The following is a 25,179-nucleotide window of genomic DNA, read 5'->3' as shown; positions in this document are numbered from 1 at the left end:
ACTTCCATTTCTTCCATCCATTATCTTAACAATAATAAAAACGGCTGTATAGGACTTTTTATTTAGACAATAGACTTAAAGTTAGAGCATCATATTATATGCCGATTTTACAAATACAAGGATATCGAATAAATTAAACGAATAGAAAAAATTTTATGAGGGAGGTCAGATGAATTGAAGCTAGTACCCATTCATGAAATGAACATTGAGGCAGCAGCAGAAATAATCAACTCGAACCAGGAATATAACTATTTAGAAAATGGCAGCTTTACGAGAACGTTGGACGAGGTCCGCAAAGAATTGATGAATGATACAACAGAAAGTTATCTAATTAAGAGAGATCATCAATGGGTGGGAGTGATAGATTATCTAAAATATAACCATAAAGATCAGACACCCTGGCTCGGATTGCTGATGATCAAAGGCAGCGATCATTATAAAGGGTATGGGAAAAGGGCTTACAATGTCTTTGAAGAAAAATTGAGAAATGAACGGATAGGAAAGATTCGTCTTGGTGTGCTGCAGACGAATGAAGAGGCAAAAGTTTTTTGGGGTAAAATGGGTTTTATACGTTATGGAACAAGCCAGTGGGAAGGAAAAGCAGTCGATTGTTATGAAAAAATACTAGAATAGAAGATAGTTTTACACCCCCTAAATGGCCGCAAACAAAAACTTCCTTACAGCCTAAATTAAATCAATAAGGCTCTAAGGAAGTTTTTTATCATACTGTCAAATCGAGCTGCATAACTATGAATATAGGATTCTATAGATTAATGAACTTGGCGGTAGACGCCGATCACTTTCCCTAGAATCGTTACATTATGAAGGATAATAGGTTCCATGGATGAGTTTTCAGGCTGCAGACGGATGAAGTCAGACTCTTTAAAGAATCGTTTCACAGTCGCTTCATCATCTTCGGTCATGGCTACAACGATATCGCCATTTTTAGCCGTTTGCTGCTGGCGCACAACCACATAATCACCATTAAGAATTCCCGCTTCAATCATACTGTCCCCCATGATTTCGAGCATGAAAACCTGGTCATCGGCAGGAGCTAAACGTTCAGGCAAAGGAAAGAATTCTTCCACATTCTCCACCGCTGTGATCGGTGTGCCAGCTGTCACTTTTCCTACGAGCGGAACATTAACTACGTTTTGGCGAGGGATGGAATCATCTAATTCTAGAATTTCAATCGCCCGAGGTTTTGTAGGGTCGCGGCGAATAAGCCCTTTGCTTTCAAGCCGGGCAAGATGGCCATGAACAGTTGAACTAGAAGCAAGACCCACAGCTTCACCTATTTCCCGAACGGATGGAGGATAGCCTTTGGCTCTGACTTCGTCTTTAATAAAATCAAGTATATCCTGCTGTCTTTTAGATAACTTAGTCATAATTTGCACCTCTTAGTTTTGTCTCTTTGTTGTATTATAACATGCACAATTTTACGATACAAACATAAGTTCGAATAATTGTTGACACAAACGAATGTTCGTCATACAATATATTTAACGACAAATTACGAACAAATATTCGCTCGAGGAGAGATCTTGATGGAAAATCTACTAAAAAACTACTCTTTTGTGCTATTATTTATGGCAGTTTCATTTATAGCAGGAATGTTTTTGATCTTTAGTCTAAGTGAAGATGGAGATTACACGCAGATCTTTGTTCAGGAAGGCGATACATTATGGACATTAGCTGATCAATATAATGATGGCAGCGAAATGAATAAGGAAGAGTTTATAGCTTGGGTGCAAAAGAAGAATCATCTTTACACAACTTTAATAAAACCGGGAGATGAATTAATCATTCCCATTGATCCTTCTGCGCAGCAAGGCGGCAGGCAAATGGCTTATAATGAGGAGTAATATAGATGAAGGCGATTATATATTGCAGAGTCAGCACGAAAAAAGATTCCCAGGAGACTTCACTTGACCGTCAAGAAGAAGAACTGCTTGATTTAGCCAGGAGAAAAAAATATCATGCAGAAGCTGTCTTTAAGGATCAGGCAAGCGGGTATGATTTGGATCGTCCTGGGATGCTGGAGCTGTTGGACTTAGTTAAAAGTGAGGAAATAGAGGCAGTCTTAATAACCGATGAAACAAGAATTGGACGAGGCAATGCTAAAATAGCTTTATTGCACTGCTTATTCAAAGAAGGAGTTAAAGTTTACAGTATGGCAGATGATGGAGAACTGCGGTTGTCGGAGTCTGACTCAATGGTGTTAAATATCGTCAGCATGGTTGAAGAGTATCAGCGCAAAATACATAATTTAAAAATAAAGCGCGGAATGAAGCGGGCGGTGGAAAAAGGGTTTCGTCCTGAAAAGAACTTAAAAAATCGAGGCAACCCTGCAGGCAGAGACCGAAAAGAGCTTCCGGTACAAGAGATCATCCGATTAAGAAAAAATGACCTAACGTTTGAAGAAATTGCTGCGACACTAAGAGGTTTTGGCCATAATGTATCTAAGGCCACCGTACATAGAAGGTATAAGGAGTTTATAGAATCACAATCTTTCGCCAGCCAGGATGAACCAGCCGAATAGGCAAGGTTCTTGCCTGGTTCTTTATTTTTTAGTAACATGACCATAATGATGGTTACAAAAGGAGTAGAATATATGCTTTCCCCAGAAAAAATTGCCCGAATTAATGAATTGTCCAAGCTTTCTAAATCTAGAGGCTTAAATAAAGAAGAGAAGCAGGAACAGCAGAACCTTCGTCAGGAATATCTGAAGTCTTTTCGCTCTTCAATGAAAAACACAGTAGAAACTGTACGTATATTTGACCCTAATGGAAATGAAGTCACCCCTAAAAAGGTAAAAGACATTCAGCAGAAAAAGAAAATGCATTAAACTTTAAACCAAGAAAAATTTCTTGGTTTTTTCTTTGTTTTACGGTAAAAAATCCGTATGTTTTAAAAAAATTTTATTTTTTCTGTCAATCACTCGGCTTTCTTACACATTTCTTGTATAATTCGACAAAGACCTATAATATTAGGTTGTACACTATATAGTTGGAAAGGATGTTTGCCAATGTTTGATAAAGTAGATCAACTTGCTGTAAATACAATTCGTACATTATCTATTGATGCGATTGAAAAAGCGAATTCCGGACACCCAGGATTGCCTATGGGCGCTGCACCGATGGCCTATACTCTATGGAGCCAGTTTTTAAATCATAATCCTAAAAACCCTGAATGGTTTAATCGTGACCGTTTTGTACTTTCTGCAGGACACGGTTCCATGCTATTATACAGCTTGCTTCATCTATCTGGTTATGACTTGTCTATGGAGGAGATTAAAAATTTCCGTCAATGGGGAAGTAAAACACCAGGTCACCCTGAGTATGGGCATACAAAAGGTGTAGAAGCTACAACAGGACCACTAGGACAAGGTATTGCCATGTCTGTGGGAATGGCTATGGCAGAACGTCATTTAGCTGCTACTTATAATAAAGACAATTTTGAAGTGGTTAATCATTATACATACAGTCTTTGCGGAGATGGCGATTTAATGGAAGGTGTGGCTTCAGAAGCTGCATCATTGGCTGCGCATCTGCAATTAGGCCGCTTGGTCGTTTTATACGATTCCAATGACATCACCCTAGACGGAGAATTAAACAAATCTTTCTCTGAAAGCATTGAAGACCGTTTTAAAGCTTACGGATGGCAATATATTAAAGTAGAAGACGGAAATAACCTTGATGAGATTGCTAAAGCAATTGAAGAGGCAAAAACAGATGAAACTCGTCCAACAATGATCGAAGTGAAAACGGTGATCGGTTATGGCTCTCCGAATAAATCTGGCAAGTCTGATGTTCATGGAGCACCGCTTGGCGAAGATGAAATGAAGCTGACGAAAGAGTACTATAAATGGACGTTTGAAGAAGATTTCCATGTGCCTTCTGAAGTATACAGCCGTTTTGAAGAGCGGATGGTACAAGAGGGAGATAAAAAGGAAAAGGCTTGGAATCATTTATTTGCTGACTACAAACAGCAGCATCCAGAATTAGCTGCTCAGCTTGAAAAGGCAATTAAAGGAGACTTAACTGAAGGCTGGGATCAAGATATTCCAGTTTATGAAGAAGGAAAAAGCTTGGCAAGCCGCGCATCTTCTGGTGAAGTGTTGAATGCTATTGCTAAAAATCTTCCGACATTTATCGGGGGGTCTGCGGACCTTGCCGGATCAAACAAAACAGATATTAAGAATACGCAGGATTTCCTGCCAGGTTCTTATGAAGGTCGAAACATTTGGTTTGGCGTGCGTGAATTTGCCATGGGAGCGGCTATGAATGGAATGGCCTTGCATGGCGGGTTACAAGTATTTGGAGGTACATTCTTTGTATTTTCGGATTACCTGCGTCCAGCCATTCGTTTAGCTGCTCTTATGGGCTTGCCAGTAACGTATGTATTTACACATGACAGCATTGCAGTAGGTGAGGACGGCCCGACACATGAGCCTGTTGAACAGCTTGCTTCCTTACGTACAATGCCTAATCTATCTGTCATCCGTCCTGCAGATGGCAACGAAACAGCGGCAGCATGGAAGTTGGCTGTAAGCTCTAAGTCAACGCCAACAGCTTTAGTTCTTACGCGACAAAACCTTCCAACAATGAAAGGTTCAGCGGATAAAGCAGCAGAAGGGGTTTCTAAAGGAGCTTATGTAATCTCGCCTGCTGAAAAAGAAACAGCGGACTTGCTGCTTCTTGCTACTGGTTCTGAAGTGAATTTAGCAATTGAAGCCCAAGCGGCACTTCTGCAAGAGGGTGTTCATGCATCAGTAGTAAGCATGCCTTCATGGGATCGTTTTGAAAAGCAGGATAAAGAGTACAAACAGTCTGTTCTTCCAACAGATGTGAAGAAACGACTTGCCATTGAAATGGGTTCATCAATGGGCTGGGAACGTTATACAGGTGATGAAGGAGATATTATTGCCATTGATCAATTCGGTGCTTCTGCACCTGGTGAAACGATTATGAAAGAATATGGTTTCACTGTTGAGCATGTTGTGACACGCACAAAAGCATTATTAGATAAATAAATAACTGTTGCCGTTAAAGAGGCTTCCTCTCTTTAACGGCTTTTTTCTGTTTATGCCTAATCGACAAAACTAGTGAGGATTTTTTTCAAGCTTCAACAGGTTTGGTACAAGCGTTTCTTTATAATGAAATGAGACAAGTAAGCAGGGAGGAAAGGTAATGAGAAGCTATCAGATTTACTGGATCCGCGAAGAGTTTGCTAACTATTTCTATGGAAGAGAACGGAACTTCTATCAGCTGTTTTTCGATGGCTGTTCATCAGAAAATGAAAAACAAACAATTGTTGATAAACAAATTTGTTATATTACAAAAAGGTTTGAGGTCGAAGCGATCGAAAATATCTTATTGCACTCTCTGGCAGAAAGCAACCGTATTCGTAAGGCAGATGATGGATCATTTAAATTGCAGCTTTCAAACGGAAAAGGTGAAGCGATCTTGTATTTGCAGCCTAAGTCCTTATTATTACAAGCATTAGGAAGTTACGAAACAGAGGCTGTGATCTTCCACGCATTAAAAAAATTGGATGACTGTCTATTTGCTGTGGATTTTGAGCGGAAGAATTATGGTTGGTTAAAGCCGGTTAAAAAAGAATTATTGTTAAATTGAAGAAAATTTCTCTTTCATATTGTATAATGTCTTTTGGTTTAGTAAACTTTTAGTAGACAACCTGAAGGAGGAAGTATTATATGTGGTATGTGTTAGTTGGAATTCTGGCTTTAGCGGCTGGGGTTGCTATTGGGTTTTTCATCGCTCGTAAATACATGATGGATTACCTAAAGAAAAATCCGCCTATTAATGAACAAATGCTGCGGATGATGATGATGCAAATGGGGCAAAAGCCGTCCCAGAAAAAAATAAATCAAATGATGTCCCAAATGAACAAACAGTTTAACGATAAATAAAAGGGCACTCTTTATGAGTGCTTTTTATTTTGTCGAAAAAAGATACTGATGGAACAAAAAATGAAATGAAACAGGAGGTAGATGTAAAGTTATGGTAAATGCGGCAATTAATATTGGGAGAAAGACTCTTTCAGGCTGGAAGTGAAATAAGAGGTAATAGGAAGGGATAAAATGCGGCATCCAATACGCTGAACAAATCGGATAACTAAAAGAGCAGGTGGTTTAAGATCCTGCATCTTTTAGTTAGGACATTGCCGATTATATAGAGAAAAGGATGACTGGATATACTTTCGGTCATAGTCATTTAATAAGCGGTCAAGCTCCTGGCTATATCTGATTGCTAGCGGAGAGTTTAAACCATTCATTGCCACGACTTCAAAAAGTTCAAGCCGCTTCTTTTCAATTGCGTTTAGTAATTTTTCTTTACACACGATGGGCAAATTCCTTTCAAAAAGATTGATCATCCTTTATTAATAACCATTCTCTCCCAATTATTTAAGTATACATAAATATAAACTATTTTTCAAAAAAAACAAAGGAAAAGACTTCGTTTTTCAGCTATCATTTTGTCACAAATAATTCATAATTCCTTTTTTTCACTTTCGGCGGCAACCTTGTTACAATATGAAGGAAGGGCAGGCGTTTTTTAATGACGGATGTAAATATTTTTTTAGCGTTTGGAGCAGGTTTTTTAAGCTTTATTTCCCCCTGCTGTTTGCCGCTGTATCCAGCGTTTCTTTCTTATATTACAGGGATGAGTGTCAGCGAAATAAAAAATGAAAAAGCCATGATGCAAAAGAAAAGTATGCTTCACACAGCCTTCTTTTTACTCGGTTTTTCTCTTATTTTTATCGCTTTAGGGTTTGCCTCTTCTTTTGTAGGTGAATTCTTGCGGCAATATCAAGATTTAATCAGGCAATTGGGAGCTATTTTTATTGTCGTCTTTGGACTTATTGTAGTGGGTGTTTTCCAGCCTAAATTTTTAATGAAAGACCGCAGGCTTGAATTTCAGAATCGTCCAAGCGGCTATATCGGATCAGCCGTTATTGGACTTGCATTTGCAGCAGGCTGGACGCCTTGTACGGGGCCGATTCTCTTGTCTGTCATTGCTCTTGCAGCCTCTAATCCAGGATCTGGCATGATGTACATGATCGCTTATACTTTAGGGTTCTCCATTCCGTTTTTTGTATTATCTTTCTTTATCAGCCGCATGAAATGGATCCGCACACACAGTGTGAAAATGGTGAAAGTGGGCGGGTACGTGATGATCATCATGGGTATTATCTTGTTTTTTGATTGGATGACTAAAATCATTACGTTATTCAGCCCGATATTTGGAGATTTCCAAGGGTTCTAATTCCCTTTTTACCTAAATACCATTGCAAAAAAATCAATAATAATGGTATAGTAAATGTGGAGAAAACGTGACAATAATTCCCAAGGGGAATGAGGGGGAAATATTCATTGGCTGGGGTACTAGTGGTAGATGATGCGAAATTTATGAGAATGACTCTTTCTGATATGTTGGGGAATTTAAAACATGAAGTAGTGGGAGAGGCTGAAAACGGAGAAGAAGCAGTAGAGCGTTATCGCCAGCTGAAACCCGATGTGGTCACAATGGACATTACCATGCCAGGCATGAATGGAATAGAAGCTTCGAGTAAAATATTATCAGAATTTCCCGATGCAAAGATTATCGTTTGTTCTGCGATGGGACAGCAGAAAATGGTCATGGAAGCCATTGAAGCTGGAGCAAAAGATTTCGTTGTGAAACCTTTTGATGAAGCCAGAGTAGATGAAGCGCTTAGACGTTTATTAGGTTAAAAACTGTCCGGCTCGATCTTAACCTCTCTATTACACTCGGAAATTAGCAGTGGTTTAGAGAAGGCGAGTCGGGACAGTTTTTTTTGTTTTTTCTTGCAATTTGATTTATAATAGCAATGCAATTTATTCAGCAGATAAGGAATGATAAAGATGATGCTTGCTGCTTCATCCATTTTAGCTTTGGTCATGGGAATTGGCGTGATCTTTATCCGTATGAAGGCTGCCAAAAAACCAACATCAGTTAAAAAAATAATTTTACCTCCATTTTTTATGAGTACAGGTGCACTTATGTTTGTCGTTCCCGAATTTAGAGTCACGTTAATGGAATTTCTTGAAGCGATGGCTGTTGGAATGATTTTTTCTATTTTATTAATCAAGACATCTAAGTTTGAAATTCGCGGGGAGGATATTTATTTAAAGCGGTCTAAGGCTTTTCCTATCATCTTAATGAGTCTTTTAGTCATTCGTCTCGTTGGTAAGGTGATGTTAAGCACCACTATTGACCTTGGGGAACTGAGCGGAATGTTTTTTATTCTGGCCTTTTCAATGATTGTTCCTTGGCGTATTGCGATGTATGTAGAGTATCGCAAACTGCTGCGTTCAATTGAAAGTGATCAAGCAGAGACACCTGTGATATAAAGAAGAGCTTGCCATCGGGCAAGCTCTTCTTTACTTTTATTAAAATAAATGCTGGTAAGGGGAGACGTCTATCTGCATTTCAGCTAGTTTTTTTCGCAGAAATTTATGATCTCGTTTTGGCGTTGCAACAATATATCCTCGGATGACTAAATCGAGCGTAATCGCTTTTGCTTTTTCTTTAAGTGCGAGTTCCCCTATTTTTCCGGCGATTTTTTGTCTTGCCACATCACGAAACAATTCCGGTACTGGACTGACTAATTCTTCTAATAAGTCCTTTTCTGGCTGCTTCCACAGATGTCTCGTTTTATTAAGATAATATTCTTCCCAATCTAAATCAGACCGTCCATCTGCTTTAGGAAATCGTTTTAAAAATTTGCGAAACATAAAAAATCCGCCTATAGCGAAACTTCCAGTTAAAATAATTACCCATAGAAGGATAAAGTAAGAAAACCAAGTATTAAGCATGTTGTGGAACCCCCAAATTAATCTCTCGATACTCATTATAGACAAAGGTGAAAACGCGGACAAGATATTAAATGGTGATTCATCTAGTGGATCAGCTGGTTTTGCGGTTTAACTCTTTGCAAATTTCCGCATAACTCTCATCGTTGCATGCGACTAATAGACAAGCAGATGGAGGAATCGGCTCATGTTTCTTTCTTATAATACTTAAATCTCCGCGGTCGGAAATGAGGTTAGCTCCTTTTGATTCAAGCCATTCATTCGCTTCTCCGTATGTAGCCCACAACTTGCAGGTGGGAATCTCTCTTAAGTCTTCACCGGCCTGATCATTAAGAAGCTGAAAGAATAGCTGATTAGCTCCATCAATAACAGTAGCTTTCGCCATCATTTTAGCGATCGATTGAGTAGATAAGACAATGTCTTCTATATTTGCTTTTTCAAAGCTTGCCCGGTGATTCTCTTTTCTCATTTCTGCGACAATATGCAGATTCACTCCGTGCTTTTCACCATAGGCTTCTATGCTGCTGGCAATTAATAAAGTATGGCCATCTGCTAATGTTGAGTCTAGCACTTCAGATGGGGAGAAAATAGAAATTCGATTGCACTCTTGAATATTGGCTTGCTTCAGTGTTTCTTCTTCGGTGAGATCGCCTTGGATGTAATGAAACCGGTCGTGTTCATAGGGGGTCTTATTCATTGTATCAATTAAAACGATTTCAGCTTTTGGATATTCATTTAGGATGGAAACTACGGCTTCCTTCGTTTTTTCTTCTGACCAGCCAATGAAGATATAATGTCCTTTTTTATGATACGCCAATTTTCCTTCCTCCTTTAAACGCTGATAAAACGAAAATACTTGAACAATCTTTCCGATGACAACACCAAGCACACCAATTCCGACTAAATATAGCAGAGAGACGGCAAATACTCTGCCCGCTGTTGAAACCGGATAATAATCTCCATACCCTACAGTCGTGATCGTTGTCATCACATACCAAACACTGTCTAGCAGGCTTGGAAAAGTCTCAGGCTCAAGCCACTTCATAATGACAGAGGAGACGGCAACGCCGCCGACTACGAGTAAAAATAAAAATCCAAATCCAATTTTTTGCACAGTGCCAAGCAGCTTAAGAAAAAAATGCATAGGTTCACCTACTTTCATCTCTTAGTTTTTTACAGGATAATTTAACAGTACCACGCCTGCGATGATCGCCGTCAAGCCTAAGAATGTTTGAAGCGTGAAAGCTTCTTTCCAAAAGTAAATGCCGATCAAAGCGGTTAAGGCGGTACCAACACCAGACCAGATGGCATAGGCCACACTTAAAGGAATGGATTTTAATGAGAGTGATAATAAATAAAAAGCGGTTCCATATCCAATGAAAACAATGAGAGAAGGCCACCATTTTGTAAAGCCGCTGCTCATTTTCAGCATGGAACTGCCAATCACTTCACATATTATTGCGATAGCTAAAAATATGTATGGCATGGGTAATCTCCTTTTCTTGTATAATTTGCTATTTTATCAGTTTACCATTTTTATAGATGTTTGCTTACTGACAAAAATTCGTTACTATAGAATATAAGAACATACATACTTATTTTGAGGTGAGACGATTGAAATTTATTCATACAGCCGATTGGCATTTAGGTAAATTGGTTCATGGAATCTACATGACAGAAGAACAAAGAGAAGTCTTAACTCAATTTGTTAGATTAGTAGAAGAGGAAAAGCCAGATGCAGTGGTGATCGCCGGAGATTTATATGACCGGTCGGTACCGCCAACAGAAGCGGTAGAATTATTAAATGAAATGCTTTTTAAGATAAACGTAGAGTTGAAAACGCCAATCATTGCGATATCAGGCAATCATGACAGTGCGGAACGCCTCTCTTTCGGTTCTTCCTGGTTTCAGCATAGCGGGTTTCATTTGAAAGGAAAACTGACGGCTGATTTCGCGCCGGTTCGAGTCAATGGAGTGAATTTTTATTGTGTTCCTTACGCGGAACCTGGTACTGTCCGCCACCTCTTTCAAGATGACTCCATTCATTCCCATCAAGATGCGATGAAAGCCATTGTTGGAAAAATTGAACAAGAGCTGAACCCGAGTGAGCCCAATATTTTAGTAGGACATGCATTTGTGCTTGGCGGGGCTACTTCTGATTCTGAGCGAACCCTATCTGTTGGTGGATCTGGGTGTGTAAGTGCGGATCTTTTTGCTCCTTTTCATTATACAGCATTAGGGCATTTGCATAGCCCGGATGCGATTAAACATGAAACGGTGCGCTATTCTGGATCATTGATGAAATATTCTTTTTCGGAAGCGAAGCAGAGAAAGAGCGTGTCAATTGTCAATGTCGACAATCATGGACGAGTTTCATTTGAGGAAAAAGTGCTGAAGCCAAAGCGAGATATGCGCGAAGTAGAAGGATTTCTGGAAGAATTGATGGATGCTAATTTCATGGATGCAAGTGGTCAGGAAGATTATTTAAAAGTCACGCTTCTAGATCAGGGGGCAATCATTGATCCGATTGGCAAGCTGAGAAAGCTATACCCGAATGTTCTTCATTTAGAAAGAAAAGTCGACTTGACGAATTTGCGGCAAAAGCAAAGCTACCAAATGGTAAGAGATGAGAAAAAAGCCGATATTGATCTATTTGCTGACTTCTATCATCAAATGACTTCTGAATCCTTCACTGATGAAAAACGCAACATTATGAATCAGGTGATCCAGGAAGCAAAGACGGAGGCGGAACAAAAATGAAACCTATATTACTCACGATGCAGGCGTTCGGTCCGTATGCCGGCAAGGAAGTCATCGATTTCAATCAGCTTGAGAGCAGAACGATGTTTGTCATCTCAGGAAAAACAGGGTCTGGGAAAACAACTATTTTTGACGGGATCAGCTTTGCTATTTACGGCCGGGCGAGCGGGGAAGAACGGTCTGGCAGTGAACTTCGCAGCCAGTTTGCAAAAGATCAAGTGCCAACAGAAGTATCCCTTCAATTCAGTTTAAGAAATCGCACCTATCTCATTCAGAGATCTCCTCAGCAGGAAAAAAGAAAAGCACGGGGAGACGGGTTTACAACAGTCAATGCGAAAGCTGAGCTGTATTTAATAAATGAACAGGGCGAGAAAGAGATCTTAGCAGCGAATGTTCGGGAAGTTGATGAAAAAATTAAAGATCTGATGCAGCTAGACGCCAATCAATTCAGGCAAATATTAATGATTCCTCAAGGTGAGTTTAGAAAGCTGCTCGTATCTGACAGTAAAGAGAAAGAACAAATTCTGCAAAAACTGTTTCATACCGAGTTTTATAAAAAAATTGAAGAGAAATTAAAGAAGCAAGCAAGCGAGCTGAAACAGCGAGTAGAATCAGATATCCATGAGCGAGGCAGGCTATTAAAAGGAATTCAGCCTGCATCGAACGAGATGATCGAGCTGCTCGCAAAAGATGCTGCAAACGAAGAGCTGATCCTTGAACGGCTTATGATTGATCAGCAGCAAATAACGAAAGAATCTGAGGAAGGAAAAGAGCGGATCGATCAGCTTCAAGAAAAAAGAGATCTCTTAAAGAAAGAATATGATCAGGCTGAACGCGTAGTTGAACAGCTTAATCAACAGGAGAGGCTGAAGCAGGAATATGCCATGCTTCAAGAAAAAAGCAGCGAAATAAAAAATAAGCAGGAAGAAATCGTTTGGGCAGAAAAAGCAGTCAAGCTGGCGCTTCAGGAAGCGGAGTGTTTTAAGCTAAGCAAAGCGGCAGGAGAACTAGAGAAAAACCGGAAAGAAATAGCCGTTCAGCTTCAGACTGCACAGGTGCATATGAATCAAGCAGAGACAGCATTAGAGCAAGAGAAGGCAAAAGAAACTGAACGAGAAGAAGCAAACGAACATGTAATGAAACTGACTTCTTTAAAGGAAGCGGTTTATTCATTAGATAAAGAAAAAAGCATTCTTCTTGAAGCGCAAGAACGAGTACATGCATTAAATAATGAAAAAGAAGCGCTGCAAAAAAAATATGAAGCAGCGGAACAACATGCCGGTCAAGTGGAAAAGAAATTGTCTGAGTTAGATCAAGTCCAAAAAGATTTTTATGAAAACGAAAAGCTAGAACAAAAGCTTCAATCTGCCAGACAAATCATCGTGAAGGCAGCAGCAAAAGATCAGGAATGCAAGGAGCTGACAAAAGAACAGCAATTGCTAACGAATGCAGCTTCTGAAATAAATGACCGGTATGAAAAAGAAAAAGCAGCGTATGAAGGATTAGAGAAGAAATGGCATAAACATCAAGCGGGCATATTAGCCAGGTCGCTAAAAGCGGGTGAAACCTGTCCGGTGTGCGGGTCAACGGACCATCCAGAATATGCGTCAGAAGAAGGAGATTTACCGTCTGAAGAAGAAATGAATGCAGCAAAAATGCGGGTAAACCAATTAGATCATGAGAGGCAGGGCATAGAAACAAAACGGATAAATACAGACGCACGCCTCACCTTGGTTCAGGAAGCACTCGATGAGTTAGTTCTTGAGGTGTCTAAATATGAAACAGCTTTCTCATTAGACAAAGCGAGCGATTATAAACAAGCGATGACTGCGCAAATTGAAGAATGTGAACAGCGATTGAAAACAGCTAAAGGCAAATTGGAGCAAAAGCCAATATTACTGAAAGAGAAAGAAACGTATCACGGAGCGAAACGGCATTTGTTAGAGGCGATCAATGATTGCCAGCAGAAAGAATCTGAGATGAAAGATATCTTTATGTCACAAAAGTATAAAGTGGATCATATGCTCGAGGCGATCCCTGAGTCGATTCGAATAAAAAAAGAATATGATCAGGCACTGCTTGAGGCGCAAAAACGGAAACAATACTTGCAGGACTGTTTGGAAAAGGCTATTGACATCAAACAGAAGGCTGAAAGAGAAGTGGCTTCCATTGAGTCCAGCTTAAAAGAAATTCAGCAAATGGCAGACAAAATGAAAGAAAACTTAGAAGCTGAAAAATCGGTCTTTAAAGAACTGATGGCTGAACAAAATTTTGATGGTTACAAACACTATGAAGAATCTAAGCGGACAGAAGAACAGATAAAAATGAGGCAGCAAGAAATCAATAGATATAACGAAGACTTGCGTTCAGTAGGCGATAGGCTGAAGGACTTAAGCCAGCAATTGCAGCACATGAAACGGCCGGATTTGGAAAAAATGAGGGTAGATATTACAAAGGCAGAGAACCAAATAGAAAAGGAACATGAAGAATGGGTGAAAGCTGTTAGTTTGATTCGCGATTACGATAGGATTAGACGTGAAGTTGAGGAAGTGAACGCGAGACTGAAAGAACAGGAGACTGCCTACAGGGTGATTGGTCATTTATATGAAATGGCCCATGGCAATAATGTGCATAGGCTGACGTTTGAACGGTATGTGCTGGCTTCGTTTTTAGATGAAATTCTGCAAGTGGCAAACGAACGGTTAGTGAAGATGACCGGCGGACGTTATCAGATGCTTCGGAAAACTGACCGGGCAAAAGGCAACGTGCAAAGCGGGCTTGAATTATTAACATTTGATCAATATACGGGTCAGGAGCGGCATGTCAAAACACTATCCGGCGGAGAAAGCTTTAAAGCGGCGCTTGCGCTTGCATTAGGACTGGCAGAAGTAGTGCAGCAGCATGCAGGCGGTGTGTCTTTAGAGACGATGTTTATTGATGAAGGCTTTGGCACATTGGATCCAGAATCGTTAGATCAAGCGATTGAAGCTTTAATGGATATTCAAAGCAGCGGGCGGTTAGTTGGAGTCATCTCTCATGTACCTGAATTAAAGGAACGAATCGATGCTCGGCTGGAAGTGGTTTCTACGCAAACAGGCAGCTATACCAGCTTTGAATTTTATCAATAATTGGATTCACAAGACATCCATCCACACAACTTTGTGAATATGAGCATATAATCATATAAGAAAATAAAAATATATGATAAAATTTCTTTAACACATACTTAAACGGGGTGTCTGTATGGCTGACTATCGATTAAAAGGGTTATCATGCGCCAATTGCGCACGTGAATTAGAAGAAGCCATTCAAAAGCTGCCTAATGGCGAAGAGGCAAAAATTTATTTTAATACGAGCAAATTATCTGTGCCTGATCAAGTAGACATGCAGAATGTGACACGCATATTAGCAGCAGATGGAGCATCTCTTGTTTTAGAAGATGGTCAGGAAGAAATAGGTGAACAAGCCGCCCAGCGCATGCCTAACTGGAAACTCTCTCTCTTGATTTCCGTCCTATTATTTTCAATAGGGCTAATCGCGGAAGGATCAATTCCGGGTGCAGCTGTCTTTATCATCTATCTAGCGGCAGCTGGTATTAGCGGTTATCATACTTTCTTGAAGGGCTTAAAAAATTTAGCCCGGTTTAAATTTACGATAGACACTTTAATGACGGTTGCTCTTATTGGAGCTTTTAGTATTGGTGAGTGGAGGGAAGGAACGCTTGTAGCAATTCTCTTTGGCTTGAACGAATATTTAGAAGGTCTAGGCATGGAAAAGGCTAGACGATCCATGGAGTCATTGTTAAAGGTTGCACCAAAAGAAGCGGTGAGGCTCGAGAATGGCCAAGAACATGTGGTTCCGATTGCATCCCTTCGAGCAGGAGATTACGTCCTTGTCAAATCAGGAGAAAAAATTCCATCTGATGGAAAAGTGATTAAAGGCCACAGCTCAGTGAATGAAGCGGCTATTACTGGGGAATCGATGCCTGTTGATAAACTTGAAGGAGAAAAGGTATTCGGCGGCAGCGTGAACAATGAAGGCGTCTTAGTAATAGAAATAGAGAAAGCTTATCAAGACTCCTCTCTTGCGAAGATTCTGCATCTAGTCGAAGAAGCACAAGAGACAAAAACGCCGACTGAATTGTTTATTAATCAGTTTGCTAAATATTACACACCAGCTGTCATGATGATCTCGGTCATTGTAATGGTTGGCCCTCCTCTTGTAGCCGGAGGCCTGTGGAGTGAATGGTTTTATCAAGGGCTTGCTGTTTTAATTGTCGGGTGTCCGTGTGCGTTAATTCTTTCATCACCAATAGCGATTGTCAGTGGAATCACTAGAAATGCGAGAAATGGAATTCTAATTAAAGGCGGAGTGTATTTAGAGCAGCTCGGTCAAATAGAAACGATAGCGTTTGATAAAACAGGGACCTTGACAAAAGGAAAGCCGAATGTCGAGAAAACGTATGTCTATTATCCGGATCTCTTTTATAAAGTGGCAGGTGCTATCGAAAAAAATTCTTCTCATCCATTGGCAAGAGCCGTTCTCGATGAAGTGAGCCAAAAGGAAAGTCATTTGCCTGAAGCAGAGGACATCACTACGATCCCGGGGCAGGGTGTAAAGGCACGTGTCTTTAATCAGATGTACTATATAGGCAATGAAAGCGGTCTTGAGTCTCTCCTTCTTAGTCAATCAGCAAAAGATGATATGGCTTCACTGAAAGAATCCGGCTATACCCTTGTAGCGGTTTCAAGCGACAAAGAGGTGCTTGGTTTATTCGGAATCAGAGATGAGATTCGTCCAGAGAGTAAAGAGCTGATCTCAAAGCTGAATAAGGCTAGGGTTAAATCTACAGTGATGCTCACAGGAGACCATGAAAAAACAGCTGAGAAAGTGGCAGAAAGCATTGGTCTTACTCACTACTATGCGGGTCTCTTGCCTGATGAAAAGGTTGAGAAAGTCAGAGAATTGTCACGCTTATCGAAAACAGCCATGGTAGGAGACGGCATAAATGATGCTCCTGCTTTAGCCACTGCAGATCTCGGCATTGCTATGGGGAAAGGAACAGACAGCGCGATTGAAACGGCTGATATCGTGTTAATGCAGGATCATTTAGGAAAGCTGCCTGAAGCTATTTCAATTAGCCGCCAAGTCAATAAAATCATTAAATTTAATATTGCCTTCGCTTTAGGGATAAAGATATTTGCGCTTCTGTTGACGATACCTGGATGGCTGACACTTTGGATCGCTATCCTTTCAGACATGGGGGCAACGATCATTGTGACTTTAATCAGTCTGACCGTATTAATTGAAAAAAAGCAAGAAAAAAATAGCGTTCATTGAATCATATAATCAATACAAGGTTTTTAGCCGCCCCGTTCTCCATGGCGGCTATTATTTATCAAAAAAATATAATTCATAAATTGTTCATGATAAAATTTGACATCCCATTGAGAAATTTATACCTTTGTACTACGATTAAAGTAAGAAAGTTAGTTTTTGGCTGGAGGGAAGATTTTGAAATTATTTCGTGCATTTTTTCTTTTATTAACGATGAGCATTATAATAGTTGCAGCAGGCTGCAGCAATTCCGATTTTCAAGGAAACATGGATGTGGAAATGGAAAAGTTTGAACATGTGAACCAAGATAATAAAAAAGTAAGTCTGGAAGATTTAAAAGGCAAGGTGTGGATTGCTGATTTAATTTTTACGAACTGTACAACGGTTTGCCCGCCGATGACTAAAAATATGTCGGATCTTCAAAAGCAATTGAAAGAGGAAGGCGTAGAAGATTACCAAATTGTTTCATTCAGCGTAGATCCAACAGTTGATACGCCGGAAAAACTAAAACAATATATTTCTCTTTATGACGCTGACGAAAAAAATTGGGATTTACTAACGGGATATGATGCTGAATACATCAGGGAGTTTGCTGAAAAGAACTTTCAAACGCTGGCGGTTCCAGACCCTAATTCTAATCAAATTATGCATGGCACAAGCTTTTATTTAGTTAATAAGGAAGGGAAAGTAGTGAAAAGCTATCCTGGAAATGAAGATGTGCCGTTTGATGAAATTGTTTTAGACATGAAACAATTAATAAAAGAATAAATACAAATAAAGCAGCGTGATCAAAAGCGCTGTTTTTTCATTAAAACCAGTAAAATCAGACGAAAATAAATAATTTTTTTTAAAAATCAAGGCTTGATTTTTGTATTTTTAACAAAAAATTCACAATTTTGTAATTGATTTTCGGCGTTCAACTGTGTAATATGTAAGTACAGAGATTTTTCTGAAAATTCTTAAAGGGGTGATTTTATGAACTACGGCGTTTACAAATTTGGTTCTTATAATCGTATTAATTGTGAATGCGGTTGGGAAGGTGTCCGAGCAGATTTGCGAAAAGCCATGGTTGTTCTGGAGCAAACGAAGTGCGGCTCTATTTTTGATGCAGAAGATGTTTATCTATGCCCTAATTGTGAGTCCAGAAAGTATTAAGATCCTCCTGTCTATTTAGTCTTCGAATATTCTTTCCAATTAGTCTGCAATTACTAAACTAATCAGCTAATCCATCATTTAATCAGCCAATTAAAACGGAACGGCCTCTCATACAGCCGTTCCGTTTTTCCTATGCTCTTTTCAGCAATAAAAATGTCTTATAAACTATAAATAATAAATAGGAAATGGAGGTGGGTTTGATGACAAAAATCATTCGCGGTCATCATCTTCTTTGCGTTCATGGATTCGAAGGGATGGGCTACAGTTCTGAGTTCATACAGACAATGACGAGCATTGTTAATGATATTAGAAACAACGAGAAAGACTTTTTCATAAAAGTGACTGCTAGTATCGATGAAGCCTGCTTATCATGTCCAAACAGGAGAGAAGCCATATGCAATGCGGCTGAAGGCTCACAAGACCATGTGGTAACGCTGGATCAAAATGTGATTAGCCATTTAGGTTTAATAGAAGGAGAGAGCTACCGGAAGTCTTTTTTAGTGGAACAAACCGCCAAGAATGTGGAACCTGACGATCTTGATCGCTTGTGCGAAAACTGTTCATGGCTTCAATCAGGCGTGTGTAAAGAAGGGATTAGAAAATTAAAGAAACAAGAGCTGAATCGTTGTCTGTAACCCAGCAGCTGAACATATGGTTAAAAATAGATTCCGATGTTTTTTCTTTAAGGTGATCGACATTTTTACATGTAGGATTGTAGGCGGGAAAATGATACAATACTTAAATGATTAACGATCTTATTGGGGGAAAATCACTATATGGTAAGAGCAACAGGAAATTATTTTTCAAACGATTATGATTCCATAGAAATCCTTGCAGACCGGATCAGCGAAGAACTTGGCTGTCCGATCACGATTGAGGATGCGAACCATCGAATCATTGCCTATAGCCGGCATGAAGACGAGGTAGACCCCGTTCGAATTGCAACGATCATGGGAAGACGGGTTCCTGAACATGTTATTAATAGCCTTTGGAAGAGCGGAGCGATCCCTAAGCTGTTTGAAATTGAAGACCCAGTCATTATACCGCGGATCGATCAGGTCTCACTTGGAGACCGGGTGGCCATTTCCGTACGGAAGCATAATGAAGTGGTCGGATTTATTTGGGCACATCCAAAAGAAGAATTTAATGAAGAAAAATTAATGATTCTTGAAGAAGCGGCAAAAGCAGTAAAGAATCAGCTTACCCAATATCAGAAAAGAAAAAAAGAGACAGAGAAAAGCTATCAAGAATTTTTCTGGCAGCTGTTAACTGGCCACTTTGACCGGTTAAGAGATATTGACAATGCGAATCTGCAGCACAAACTGAGGTTAGCTGGTCCGCTTTCAGTGATCATTTTCGATTTTGTTCAGCCGATTCATCGTTCTCTTGAGCGGCAAGCGGATTATCTGGCGGAAACCATTCAGCAGCTTCCGATTGTTGCGAGAACCTATGACGCGGCACAAATGATTTTATTAGTGAAGGTGCCGGAGATTGATCAATCAGGCCATTTAAATAAATTCATTAAGAATTTCACTGCAAAAATCAATGAGCGCCAGCAGATCGATGGCATTCAGGCGGCAGCTGGCAGCTTTGCTGAAAACGGACTTCACATTCAGAAAAGCTATAAAGAGGCTCTTCATGTATTAAAAATCAAACAGCAGTTTCCGCTCGCTGCGTCAGAAATTTATTGTTATGAGAAACTGGGCGTATTTCAGTTTATAGAAGAACTGGCCAAGATTCGCCGGAATACCTCTTACAAAAATCAGACCATCAAAAAATTAATGAAATATGATAATGACCACCATTCCAATCTGCTTGAAACAATCTTTGTGTTTCTGCAATTTGACGGCAATATGAACGAAGCAGCTAAAGCGCTCCATGTTCATGCCAACACACTTGCCTATCGTTTAAAAAGAATAGCTGAGATCTCTGAAATTGATTTAAAAGATGCCAATGAAAAAATTACATTGTATTTGGATTTATTAATTAAGCAGCTAGAGGAATCTGATTTGTAAAAATCCACAAAAACATCTCCCTTTATTTTTTGTTTATACTGATGAAAAGTTGCTATTTTTGTCATACTATAATGGTATATTAAAAATTCAGGGAGTTGTTATTAATGATTATTGGTGTTCCTAAGGAAATTAAAAATAATGAAAACCGCGTAGCTATTACACCTGCTGGAGTAAGTGCTTTAGTTAAAGCTGGACATAAAGTTTTAGTTGAAAAAGAGGCAGGAATTGGAAGCGGTTTCACTAATGAAGAATATGTACAGCTAGGCGCTGAAATGATTGACAGTGCGGCGGATGTTTGGGCAAAAGCTGAAATGGTTCTAAAAGTAAAAGAGCCTTTAGAGTCTGAGTATAAATATTTCCGTAAAGATTTGCTTCTATTCACTTACCTTCACCTTGCAGCTGAGCCGGCACTTGCTAAAGCTCTAGTGGAAAATGGTGTCACTGGTATTGCGTACGAAACTGTTTCTGTAAACCGTACATTGCCTTTACTTTCCCCAATGAGTGAAGTAGCGGGCCGTATGTCTGCTCAAATCGGTGCTCAATTCCTTGAGAAGCCTAAAGGCGGAAAAGGCGTTCTTCTTGGCGGAGTTCCAGGTGTTCGCAAAAGTAAAGTAACAGTAATCGGCGGCGGTATGGTTGGTACGAACGCAGCTAAAATCGCTGCAGGACTTGGTGCAGATGTAACAATTATCGATTTAAGTGCGGACCGTCTACGTCAGCTAGAAGATATTTTCGGATCAAACATTCAAACATTAATGTCTAATCCATTAAATATTGCGGAAGCAGTAAAAGAGTCCGATCTTGTGATTGGTGCGGTTCTAATTCCGGGTGCAAAAGCGCCGAAACTTGTAACAGAAGATATGGTGAAAGAAATGTCTCCTGGTTCTGTGATTGTCGATGTAGCTATCGACCAAGGCGGAATCTTTGAAACGGTTGACCGTATTACTACTCATGATAACCCAACTTATGAAAAACATGGTGTCGTTCATTATGCAGTAGCCAATATGCCTGGAGCTGTACCTCGTACATCAACAGTAGCATTAACAAACGTAACAATCCCTTACGCATTGCAAATTGCGAATAAAGGATTCGAAAAAGCGATTAAAGAAAACGAAGCACTTAAACTAGGCGTTAATACTTTAGGCGGCTTCGTAACATATGAAGCAGTTGCAACTGATCTTGGTTATGACTACAAAGCGGTAGAAGAATTAGTTTAATACACAACAAGAGAGGCTGTCCCAACATTGAACGGTAAATGTTGGGGCAGTTTTTTCATGGGGAATATTTCTTCTAAATTTGGAAAAAACAATAAATTTTTTGAATATTTTACTTTTAATAGGGTAAATAAATGGGGATTGCAAAGTAGGATTCAATCGGTTGATCTGGTTACAGAGGAGGGGTTGTTCATGGAAAACAGCTTTCATCAAGTCAATGCCAGTAAATTGTTTAAAAAGTACGCCTCATTCTTCACTATTACTTCATGCAGTATCTTGTTGTTTGTCAGTATTGGCCTCTATATGAACTATAAAGAAAAACAATACTATGCTGCCTATGCTGATAAGATGATTCGAATCAATCACCTCATGCAGGGAAATATAGATAAGGCTCATACAATTATTCAAAGTTATTCACTTAACGATCCCCTCACAGAAAAAGTGCAGGTAGGTGAAGGAGTTGTCGCTGGCAGCATGAGTTCATATAATGACTTAAAAAATAATGGAACGATTGATGAAGTGCTTCTAGATTCAGAGACTTGCAATAAACTGCTGATTGAATTAAATGATCCGCCGGAAGAACTGATCAAACCCTATTTACAGCTGTTAGATGTGCATATTATTTATAAAGAGTATTTACATTTAGCTACTCAGCCAAGTAAAGATCCAAGCACATTATCCAGCAAAGAAAAAGCTTTGAAAACAGAGCTTGAGGAAAGAATGCAAAGTTTCGAAACACTAATTAATCCCACTTAAGCATTAGCCGATGTTTCTAAATACATAGCATATCTCAACCGTTCTCGAATGGAATCCAGCATTTGGTCAAAGGAGAGTGTATATTCTAGGTGAAAGTGAATGTGCTGAATCCATAAACGGCCGTTAGAATCGATGATTAGAATAAATTCCAATTGATCTAATAGACGATCCACCTCTAGAGACTCGATATGCTCGGAACATCTAAGAGAAAAATGCTCTAAATAGCGGGTAATGTCATACGCTTCATTTTCCAAGGGCTTGATTGAAGTAATCGTGTGATTTGTCTCGCAAGCGTTTAAAGCAGAGATTGACCTAATGAGCCATTGACCAGTCGCGGACTTTTGAGTGCGAACGGTATATTGATTGCTTTTCCAACCTTTAGATAATGGCTGTACATACACAGGATAGTGATGCAAATGGTCTTGCATCCTTTTTTTTAGAGAAGAAATCGTCATTGTTTCAGATCGCCCTTCACTGATGAGAGTATATAGATGGGCTTGGCGTTCAATAGTAAAGCAAGGCTTATTTTCTGACAATGGCAGAATGACTTGAACCTTCACATAGCGAAACAGTAAATCAGTTAATTGATTGATCGTGTCTATTTCAAAACAAGGCAAGAGAAAATGGGCATATTGTTCAGCTGCTTTTATTTTTTGATGAAGGTAAAAATAATCATAGCAGGCCTCTCCTAGAAGAACTGCACATTTCCTAAGCTCTTTCATGACCCTTTGGCTCACTGCTAAATGGGGGTCAGCTAGAATGACTGTGCCAGGAAAGGGGCAGCTTTGAACCTTCCATTGACCATCTTCATAGACATACCCTTCTATTATTCTTTCTTCTGCTTTCACATGGTCTTCAGTGAAATAAAAGAACTCAGCGCCTTCCATTTTAGCGACAGCGGCATACGAATACACCTGAATCATCATATCTGGATGTTTACAGCTGCCTAGCATGCCGATCACAGTCATTACATTCCCCCCTTAATTGGCAGCCGACTGGCCTTTGTATTCTTCTACATGAAAACATATTTCTTTAGCAGCTTGAACCGCAAATCTTTCTGCTGCAGCTACCGTTCTTCCTGCTGCCATGACATACCCATACCTATGTCCCATAGAAACAGGTTTAAAGAGTTTGGAGCCCTCTGATGGTTTAATAAAGACATCTATCACACCCTTTGATAAAGCAGCCTTTAAAGAACCCGTCACTTTTTTTAATACGCCATCTTTAGGCACGGTTAAATAGGCTGTGTGAATGTTTATTTGCCTTTTATTTCTTAACGAGAGCGGGCGGCCTAAATTTAAGTTAATCGTTTCTTTGGCTAATTGAATACCGGTGCTTTTTTCGACCATCCGATTTATGGCTCCTCCAGCTGGGCGGGGATTAATTTCAATTAACTTCCACCCGTTAGAGCTATATCTCATTTCAAAGTGAGCACTTCCGTTTGCAAGTTGAAACTCTGCCGCTATGCTGATAATGGTTTTTTGCAGTTTATGAAAAAATTCTTCTCTGTATACGGGAGAGATAGAATAGCCAGTGACAATAAAACGTTCTTCATGTGTAATGGTTTGTTTGATTACTGCCATGATATAAGGAACGGAATCCTTGATCAGCACTTCAATTAAGTACTGATCTCCATCTGCATATTCTTCTATTAAAAGCAGGTCAGTTTTTTTCTTGAACGCTAAAATGGATTGTTGCAGCTGATCATGGGAGTTTATGAGAAATACATCCTTTGAACCGCTGGAATTAGGTGATTTCAAAATAAATGGAAAGGGCAAATCCACCCGGATATTCTTGCCCTGTAAATCTATCACTTGAAAGTCTAAGTTTGCCGGATGATCTTTAAGGATCTTTCTTGTGCATATTTTATCTTCCATAAGCCCAATCGCCGGCAGAGAGAAAGGGACATGGCTGTATGGGAGAGAGTAATGAGCAGCCAAACGGACATACCCGTCAATAAAACTGATAATCGACAGAATAGCAGCTCCAAGCTGTTTTATTTCAGTAATTTTTTTCTGTACGGCCTGTTCATCATGCAAATCGTTGATGTAGATCATTCTATGTACCTCTTTAAAGTTGTCACGTTTACGAAGAAGCTGCTTTTTTTGTGTGAACAAAACGGTATAGAGCCCTAGTTCGCTGGCGGCGCGTATCGCATCACGGCTGGTGCCTGATTGATTGGCTTCTAAAAAAATTATTGTGTCCATAGATGATCCTCCTTGTTTAGAAGGGATTGCCCATATTAGTACTATATGTACAAGACAGGAAAAGAATTAAAAAAACCGTCATTTGATTGACGGTTGATGAAGAAAATCTTATTTAGTTGGATAGGTGTTCAGCTTATTTAAAATGGAAGTTTGATCACCCATGATTATTTTTGGGTTTTTATAAGGATCGATCCATTGCAATGTCTTTACAAGATCAGGTTCAGATAAGGCAACACATCCAGCCGTAGGAACCGTTGAGTAGCGCCAGCGATGAATAAAGATGGCACTGCCTTTCCCTTTAATAGGTCGTTCATTGTAGCGGATAATTAATGCATGTTTGTATAGCGGATGGTTTAAACGTTCGAAAGATTTCCATCTAGTATATGGATTTCCTTTATAGTACACCCACTTATTATAATCAGGTGACTGAACATCATCTACCCAATAATGATAGTGATTTGTTCTTGTGTATTTAACTTTTAAGTTCGCAGGTTTAGCTCCGTATCCAAATGATTCACCAATGGCAAACAGACCTTGAGGAGAGGCTCCATCACCTTCTATTTTATAAGGCGAAATTCCATTCTTTCCAACGACTGCAGGGGAAACAGATTTTTTTACCCATTTACCGTTCGTGAATTCATACGTTCGATAAACCGCTCGAAAGTTCTTTTGTTGGCCCTCTACGATAATTAACTGTTGGGAATCCTTCACGTTTCCGATTGATTGCTCGATGCTGCGCTCAAAAGCGGGCATGGTCATTGCACCCAAAGAAGGGGAGGGGGCAGATAAGAAGAACAGACAAGTCAAGATCAAAAGTGCAGTTACTTTTTTCATATTGTTCTCCACCTTTTACTTTTTCTTTCTATTATAGCAAT

At 39.6% G+C, this 25,179-nt stretch carries 27 protein-coding genes; 19 read left to right on the top strand and 8 right to left on the bottom strand.

Annotation, left to right across the window (positions count from 1 at the left end; all coding sequences use genetic code 11):
• Positions 1-174: 174 nt before the first annotated feature.
• Positions 175-633, top strand: coding sequence for a GNAT family N-acetyltransferase (locus JOC78_RS15295; protein WP_204557497.1), 459 nt, complete (start codon positions 175-177; stop codon positions 631-633).
• Between the two features lie 137 nt (positions 634-770).
• On the opposite strand, the gene lexA is transcribed toward JOC78_RS15295, so the two are convergent.
• Entirely contained in the window at positions 771-1,388 is a 618-nt protein-coding gene (gene lexA, locus JOC78_RS15290; protein ID WP_204557494.1) for a transcriptional repressor LexA, read from the bottom strand.
• A gap of 159 nt (positions 1,389-1,547) precedes the next feature.
• Between lexA and yneA the strand changes: the two genes are divergently transcribed.
• From yneA to JOC78_RS15260, 6 genes are all read left to right on the top strand, one after another.
• Positions 1,548-1,865 carry a cell division suppressor protein YneA gene (gene yneA / locus JOC78_RS15285; protein ID WP_239587213.1) on the top strand — a complete coding sequence of 106 codons (318 nt, stop codon included), beginning with the start codon at positions 1,548-1,550 and terminating at the stop codon, positions 1,863-1,865.
• Between the two features lie 5 nt (positions 1,866-1,870).
• Complete coding sequence (locus JOC78_RS15280; RefSeq protein ID WP_204557491.1) at positions 1,871-2,542, top strand: YneB family resolvase-like protein; 672 nt, start codon at positions 1,871-1,873, stop codon at positions 2,540-2,542.
• 72 nt (positions 2,543-2,614) lie between these two features.
• Positions 2,615-2,848 (top strand): DUF896 domain-containing protein, encoded by a 234-nt coding sequence (locus JOC78_RS15275; RefSeq protein WP_204557488.1) that lies wholly within the window; start codon positions 2,615-2,617, stop codon positions 2,846-2,848.
• 180 nt (positions 2,849-3,028) lie between these two features.
• Complete coding sequence (tkt, locus tag JOC78_RS15270) at positions 3,029-5,035, top strand: transketolase (protein ID WP_204557485.1); 2,007 nt, start codon at positions 3,029-3,031, stop codon at positions 5,033-5,035.
• 157 nt (positions 5,036-5,192) lie between these two features.
• Positions 5,193-5,639: a sporulation inhibitor of replication protein SirA gene (gene sirA, locus JOC78_RS15265; protein ID WP_204557482.1), complete on the top strand. Its 447-nt coding sequence runs from the start codon at positions 5,193-5,195 to the stop codon at positions 5,637-5,639.
• 80 nt (positions 5,640-5,719) lie between these two features.
• Complete coding sequence (locus JOC78_RS15260) at positions 5,720-5,935, top strand: YneF family protein (RefSeq protein WP_204557479.1); 216 nt, start codon at positions 5,720-5,722, stop codon at positions 5,933-5,935.
• Between the two features lie 239 nt (positions 5,936-6,174).
• On the opposite strand, the gene JOC78_RS15255 is transcribed toward JOC78_RS15260, so the two are convergent.
• A complete protein-coding gene (locus tag JOC78_RS15255) occupies positions 6,175-6,366 on the bottom strand; it encodes a Spo0E family sporulation regulatory protein-aspartic acid phosphatase (protein WP_204557476.1) in 192 nt (63 codons plus the stop codon).
• A gap of 218 nt (positions 6,367-6,584) precedes the next feature.
• Here JOC78_RS15255 and JOC78_RS15250 point away from each other — a divergent pair, with 218 nt between their 5' ends.
• The 3 genes from JOC78_RS15250 to JOC78_RS15240 all read left to right on the top strand — a co-directional run bounded on the left by JOC78_RS15250 (position 6,585) and on the right by JOC78_RS15240 (position 8,398).
• Positions 6,585-7,292: a cytochrome c biogenesis CcdA family protein gene (locus JOC78_RS15250; protein WP_204557474.1), complete on the top strand. Its 708-nt coding sequence runs from the start codon at positions 6,585-6,587 to the stop codon at positions 7,290-7,292.
• A gap of 107 nt (positions 7,293-7,399) precedes the next feature.
• Positions 7,400-7,759: a response regulator gene (locus JOC78_RS15245; RefSeq protein ID WP_204557472.1), complete on the top strand. Its 360-nt coding sequence runs from the start codon at positions 7,400-7,402 to the stop codon at positions 7,757-7,759.
• Positions 7,760-7,900: 141 nt separating this feature from the next.
• Complete coding sequence (locus JOC78_RS15240) at positions 7,901-8,398, top strand: CcdC family protein (protein WP_204557470.1); 498 nt, start codon at positions 7,901-7,903, stop codon at positions 8,396-8,398.
• Between the two features lie 39 nt (positions 8,399-8,437).
• On the opposite strand, the gene JOC78_RS15235 is transcribed toward JOC78_RS15240, so the two are convergent.
• The 3 genes from JOC78_RS15235 to JOC78_RS15225 form a co-directional block, all read right to left on the bottom strand.
• Entirely contained in the window at positions 8,438-8,863 is a 426-nt protein-coding gene (locus JOC78_RS15235; RefSeq protein WP_204557468.1) for a DUF2621 domain-containing protein, read from the bottom strand.
• Positions 8,864-8,954: 91 nt separating this feature from the next.
• Positions 8,955-10,004 carry a potassium channel family protein gene (locus JOC78_RS15230; protein ID WP_204557466.1) on the bottom strand — a complete coding sequence of 350 codons (1,050 nt, stop codon included), beginning with the start codon at positions 10,002-10,004 and terminating at the stop codon, positions 8,955-8,957.
• A gap of 21 nt (positions 10,005-10,025) precedes the next feature.
• Complete coding sequence (locus tag JOC78_RS15225) at positions 10,026-10,346, bottom strand: DMT family transporter (RefSeq protein WP_204557463.1); 321 nt, start codon at positions 10,344-10,346, stop codon at positions 10,026-10,028.
• 128 nt (positions 10,347-10,474) lie between these two features.
• Between JOC78_RS15225 and JOC78_RS15220 the strand changes: the two genes are divergently transcribed.
• From JOC78_RS15220 to JOC78_RS15180, 9 genes are all read left to right on the top strand, one after another.
• Positions 10,475-11,620 carry an exonuclease SbcCD subunit D gene (locus JOC78_RS15220; protein ID WP_204557461.1) on the top strand — a complete coding sequence of 382 codons (1,146 nt, stop codon included), beginning with the start codon at positions 10,475-10,477 and terminating at the stop codon, positions 11,618-11,620.
• Entirely contained in the window at positions 11,617-14,748 is a 3,132-nt protein-coding gene (locus tag JOC78_RS15215) for an AAA family ATPase (RefSeq protein ID WP_204557460.1), read from the top strand. Before JOC78_RS15220 ends, JOC78_RS15215 begins: the two co-directional genes overlap by 4 nt.
• A 115-nt stretch (positions 14,749-14,863) precedes the next feature.
• Complete coding sequence (locus JOC78_RS15210; RefSeq protein WP_204557458.1) at positions 14,864-16,960, top strand: heavy metal translocating P-type ATPase; 2,097 nt, start codon at positions 14,864-14,866, stop codon at positions 16,958-16,960.
• A 174-nt stretch (positions 16,961-17,134) separates the two neighbouring features.
• Entirely contained in the window at positions 17,135-17,725 is a 591-nt protein-coding gene (locus tag JOC78_RS15205) for an SCO family protein (RefSeq protein WP_239587211.1), read from the top strand.
• A 207-nt stretch (positions 17,726-17,932) separates the two neighbouring features.
• Complete coding sequence (locus JOC78_RS15200) at positions 17,933-18,112, top strand: hypothetical protein (RefSeq protein WP_204557457.1); 180 nt, start codon at positions 17,933-17,935, stop codon at positions 18,110-18,112.
• A 200-nt stretch (positions 18,113-18,312) separates the two neighbouring features.
• A complete protein-coding gene (locus JOC78_RS15195; RefSeq protein WP_204557455.1) occupies positions 18,313-18,747 on the top strand; it encodes a DUF1284 domain-containing protein in 435 nt (144 codons plus the stop codon).
• Between the two features lie 141 nt (positions 18,748-18,888).
• Positions 18,889-20,127, top strand: coding sequence for a PucR family transcriptional regulator (locus tag JOC78_RS15190; RefSeq protein WP_204557453.1), 1,239 nt, complete (start codon positions 18,889-18,891; stop codon positions 20,125-20,127).
• A gap of 104 nt (positions 20,128-20,231) precedes the next feature.
• The gene (gene ald / locus JOC78_RS15185) at positions 20,232-21,344 is read left to right on the top strand and encodes an alanine dehydrogenase (protein ID WP_204557451.1); all 1,113 of its coding nucleotides are present in this window, start codon (positions 20,232-20,234) and stop codon (positions 21,342-21,344) included.
• A gap of 189 nt (positions 21,345-21,533) precedes the next feature.
• The gene (locus tag JOC78_RS15180) at positions 21,534-22,097 is read left to right on the top strand and encodes a hypothetical protein (protein WP_204557449.1); all 564 of its coding nucleotides are present in this window, start codon (positions 21,534-21,536) and stop codon (positions 22,095-22,097) included.
• Here JOC78_RS15180 and JOC78_RS15175 read toward each other — a convergent pair.
• The 3 genes from JOC78_RS15175 to JOC78_RS15165 all read right to left on the bottom strand — a co-directional run bounded on the left by JOC78_RS15175 (position 22,094) and on the right by JOC78_RS15165 (position 25,138).
• On the bottom strand, positions 22,094-23,065 hold the full coding sequence (locus JOC78_RS15175) for an ATP-grasp domain-containing protein (RefSeq protein WP_204557446.1): 972 nt from the start codon (positions 23,063-23,065) through the stop codon (positions 22,094-22,096). The genes JOC78_RS15180 and JOC78_RS15175 overlap by 4 nt on opposite strands.
• Positions 23,066-23,077: 12 nt before the next feature.
• Positions 23,078-24,304 (bottom strand): ATP-grasp domain-containing protein, encoded by a 1,227-nt coding sequence (locus JOC78_RS15170; RefSeq protein ID WP_204557443.1) that lies wholly within the window; start codon positions 24,302-24,304, stop codon positions 23,078-23,080.
• Positions 24,305-24,412: 108 nt separating this feature from the next.
• The gene (locus tag JOC78_RS15165; protein ID WP_239587210.1) at positions 24,413-25,138 is read right to left on the bottom strand and encodes a L,D-transpeptidase family protein; all 726 of its coding nucleotides are present in this window, start codon (positions 25,136-25,138) and stop codon (positions 24,413-24,415) included.
• Positions 25,139-25,179 lie beyond the last annotated feature (41 nt).

This window comes from Bacillus ectoiniformans (genome assembly GCF_016908875.1).
Taxonomy (GTDB): Bacteria; Bacillota; Bacilli; order Bacillales; family Domibacillaceae; genus Bacillus_BX; species Bacillus_BX ectoiniformans.
Note: the sequence above shows the minus strand (reverse complement) of the source record. Positions and strands in the feature narration are given on the sequence as shown.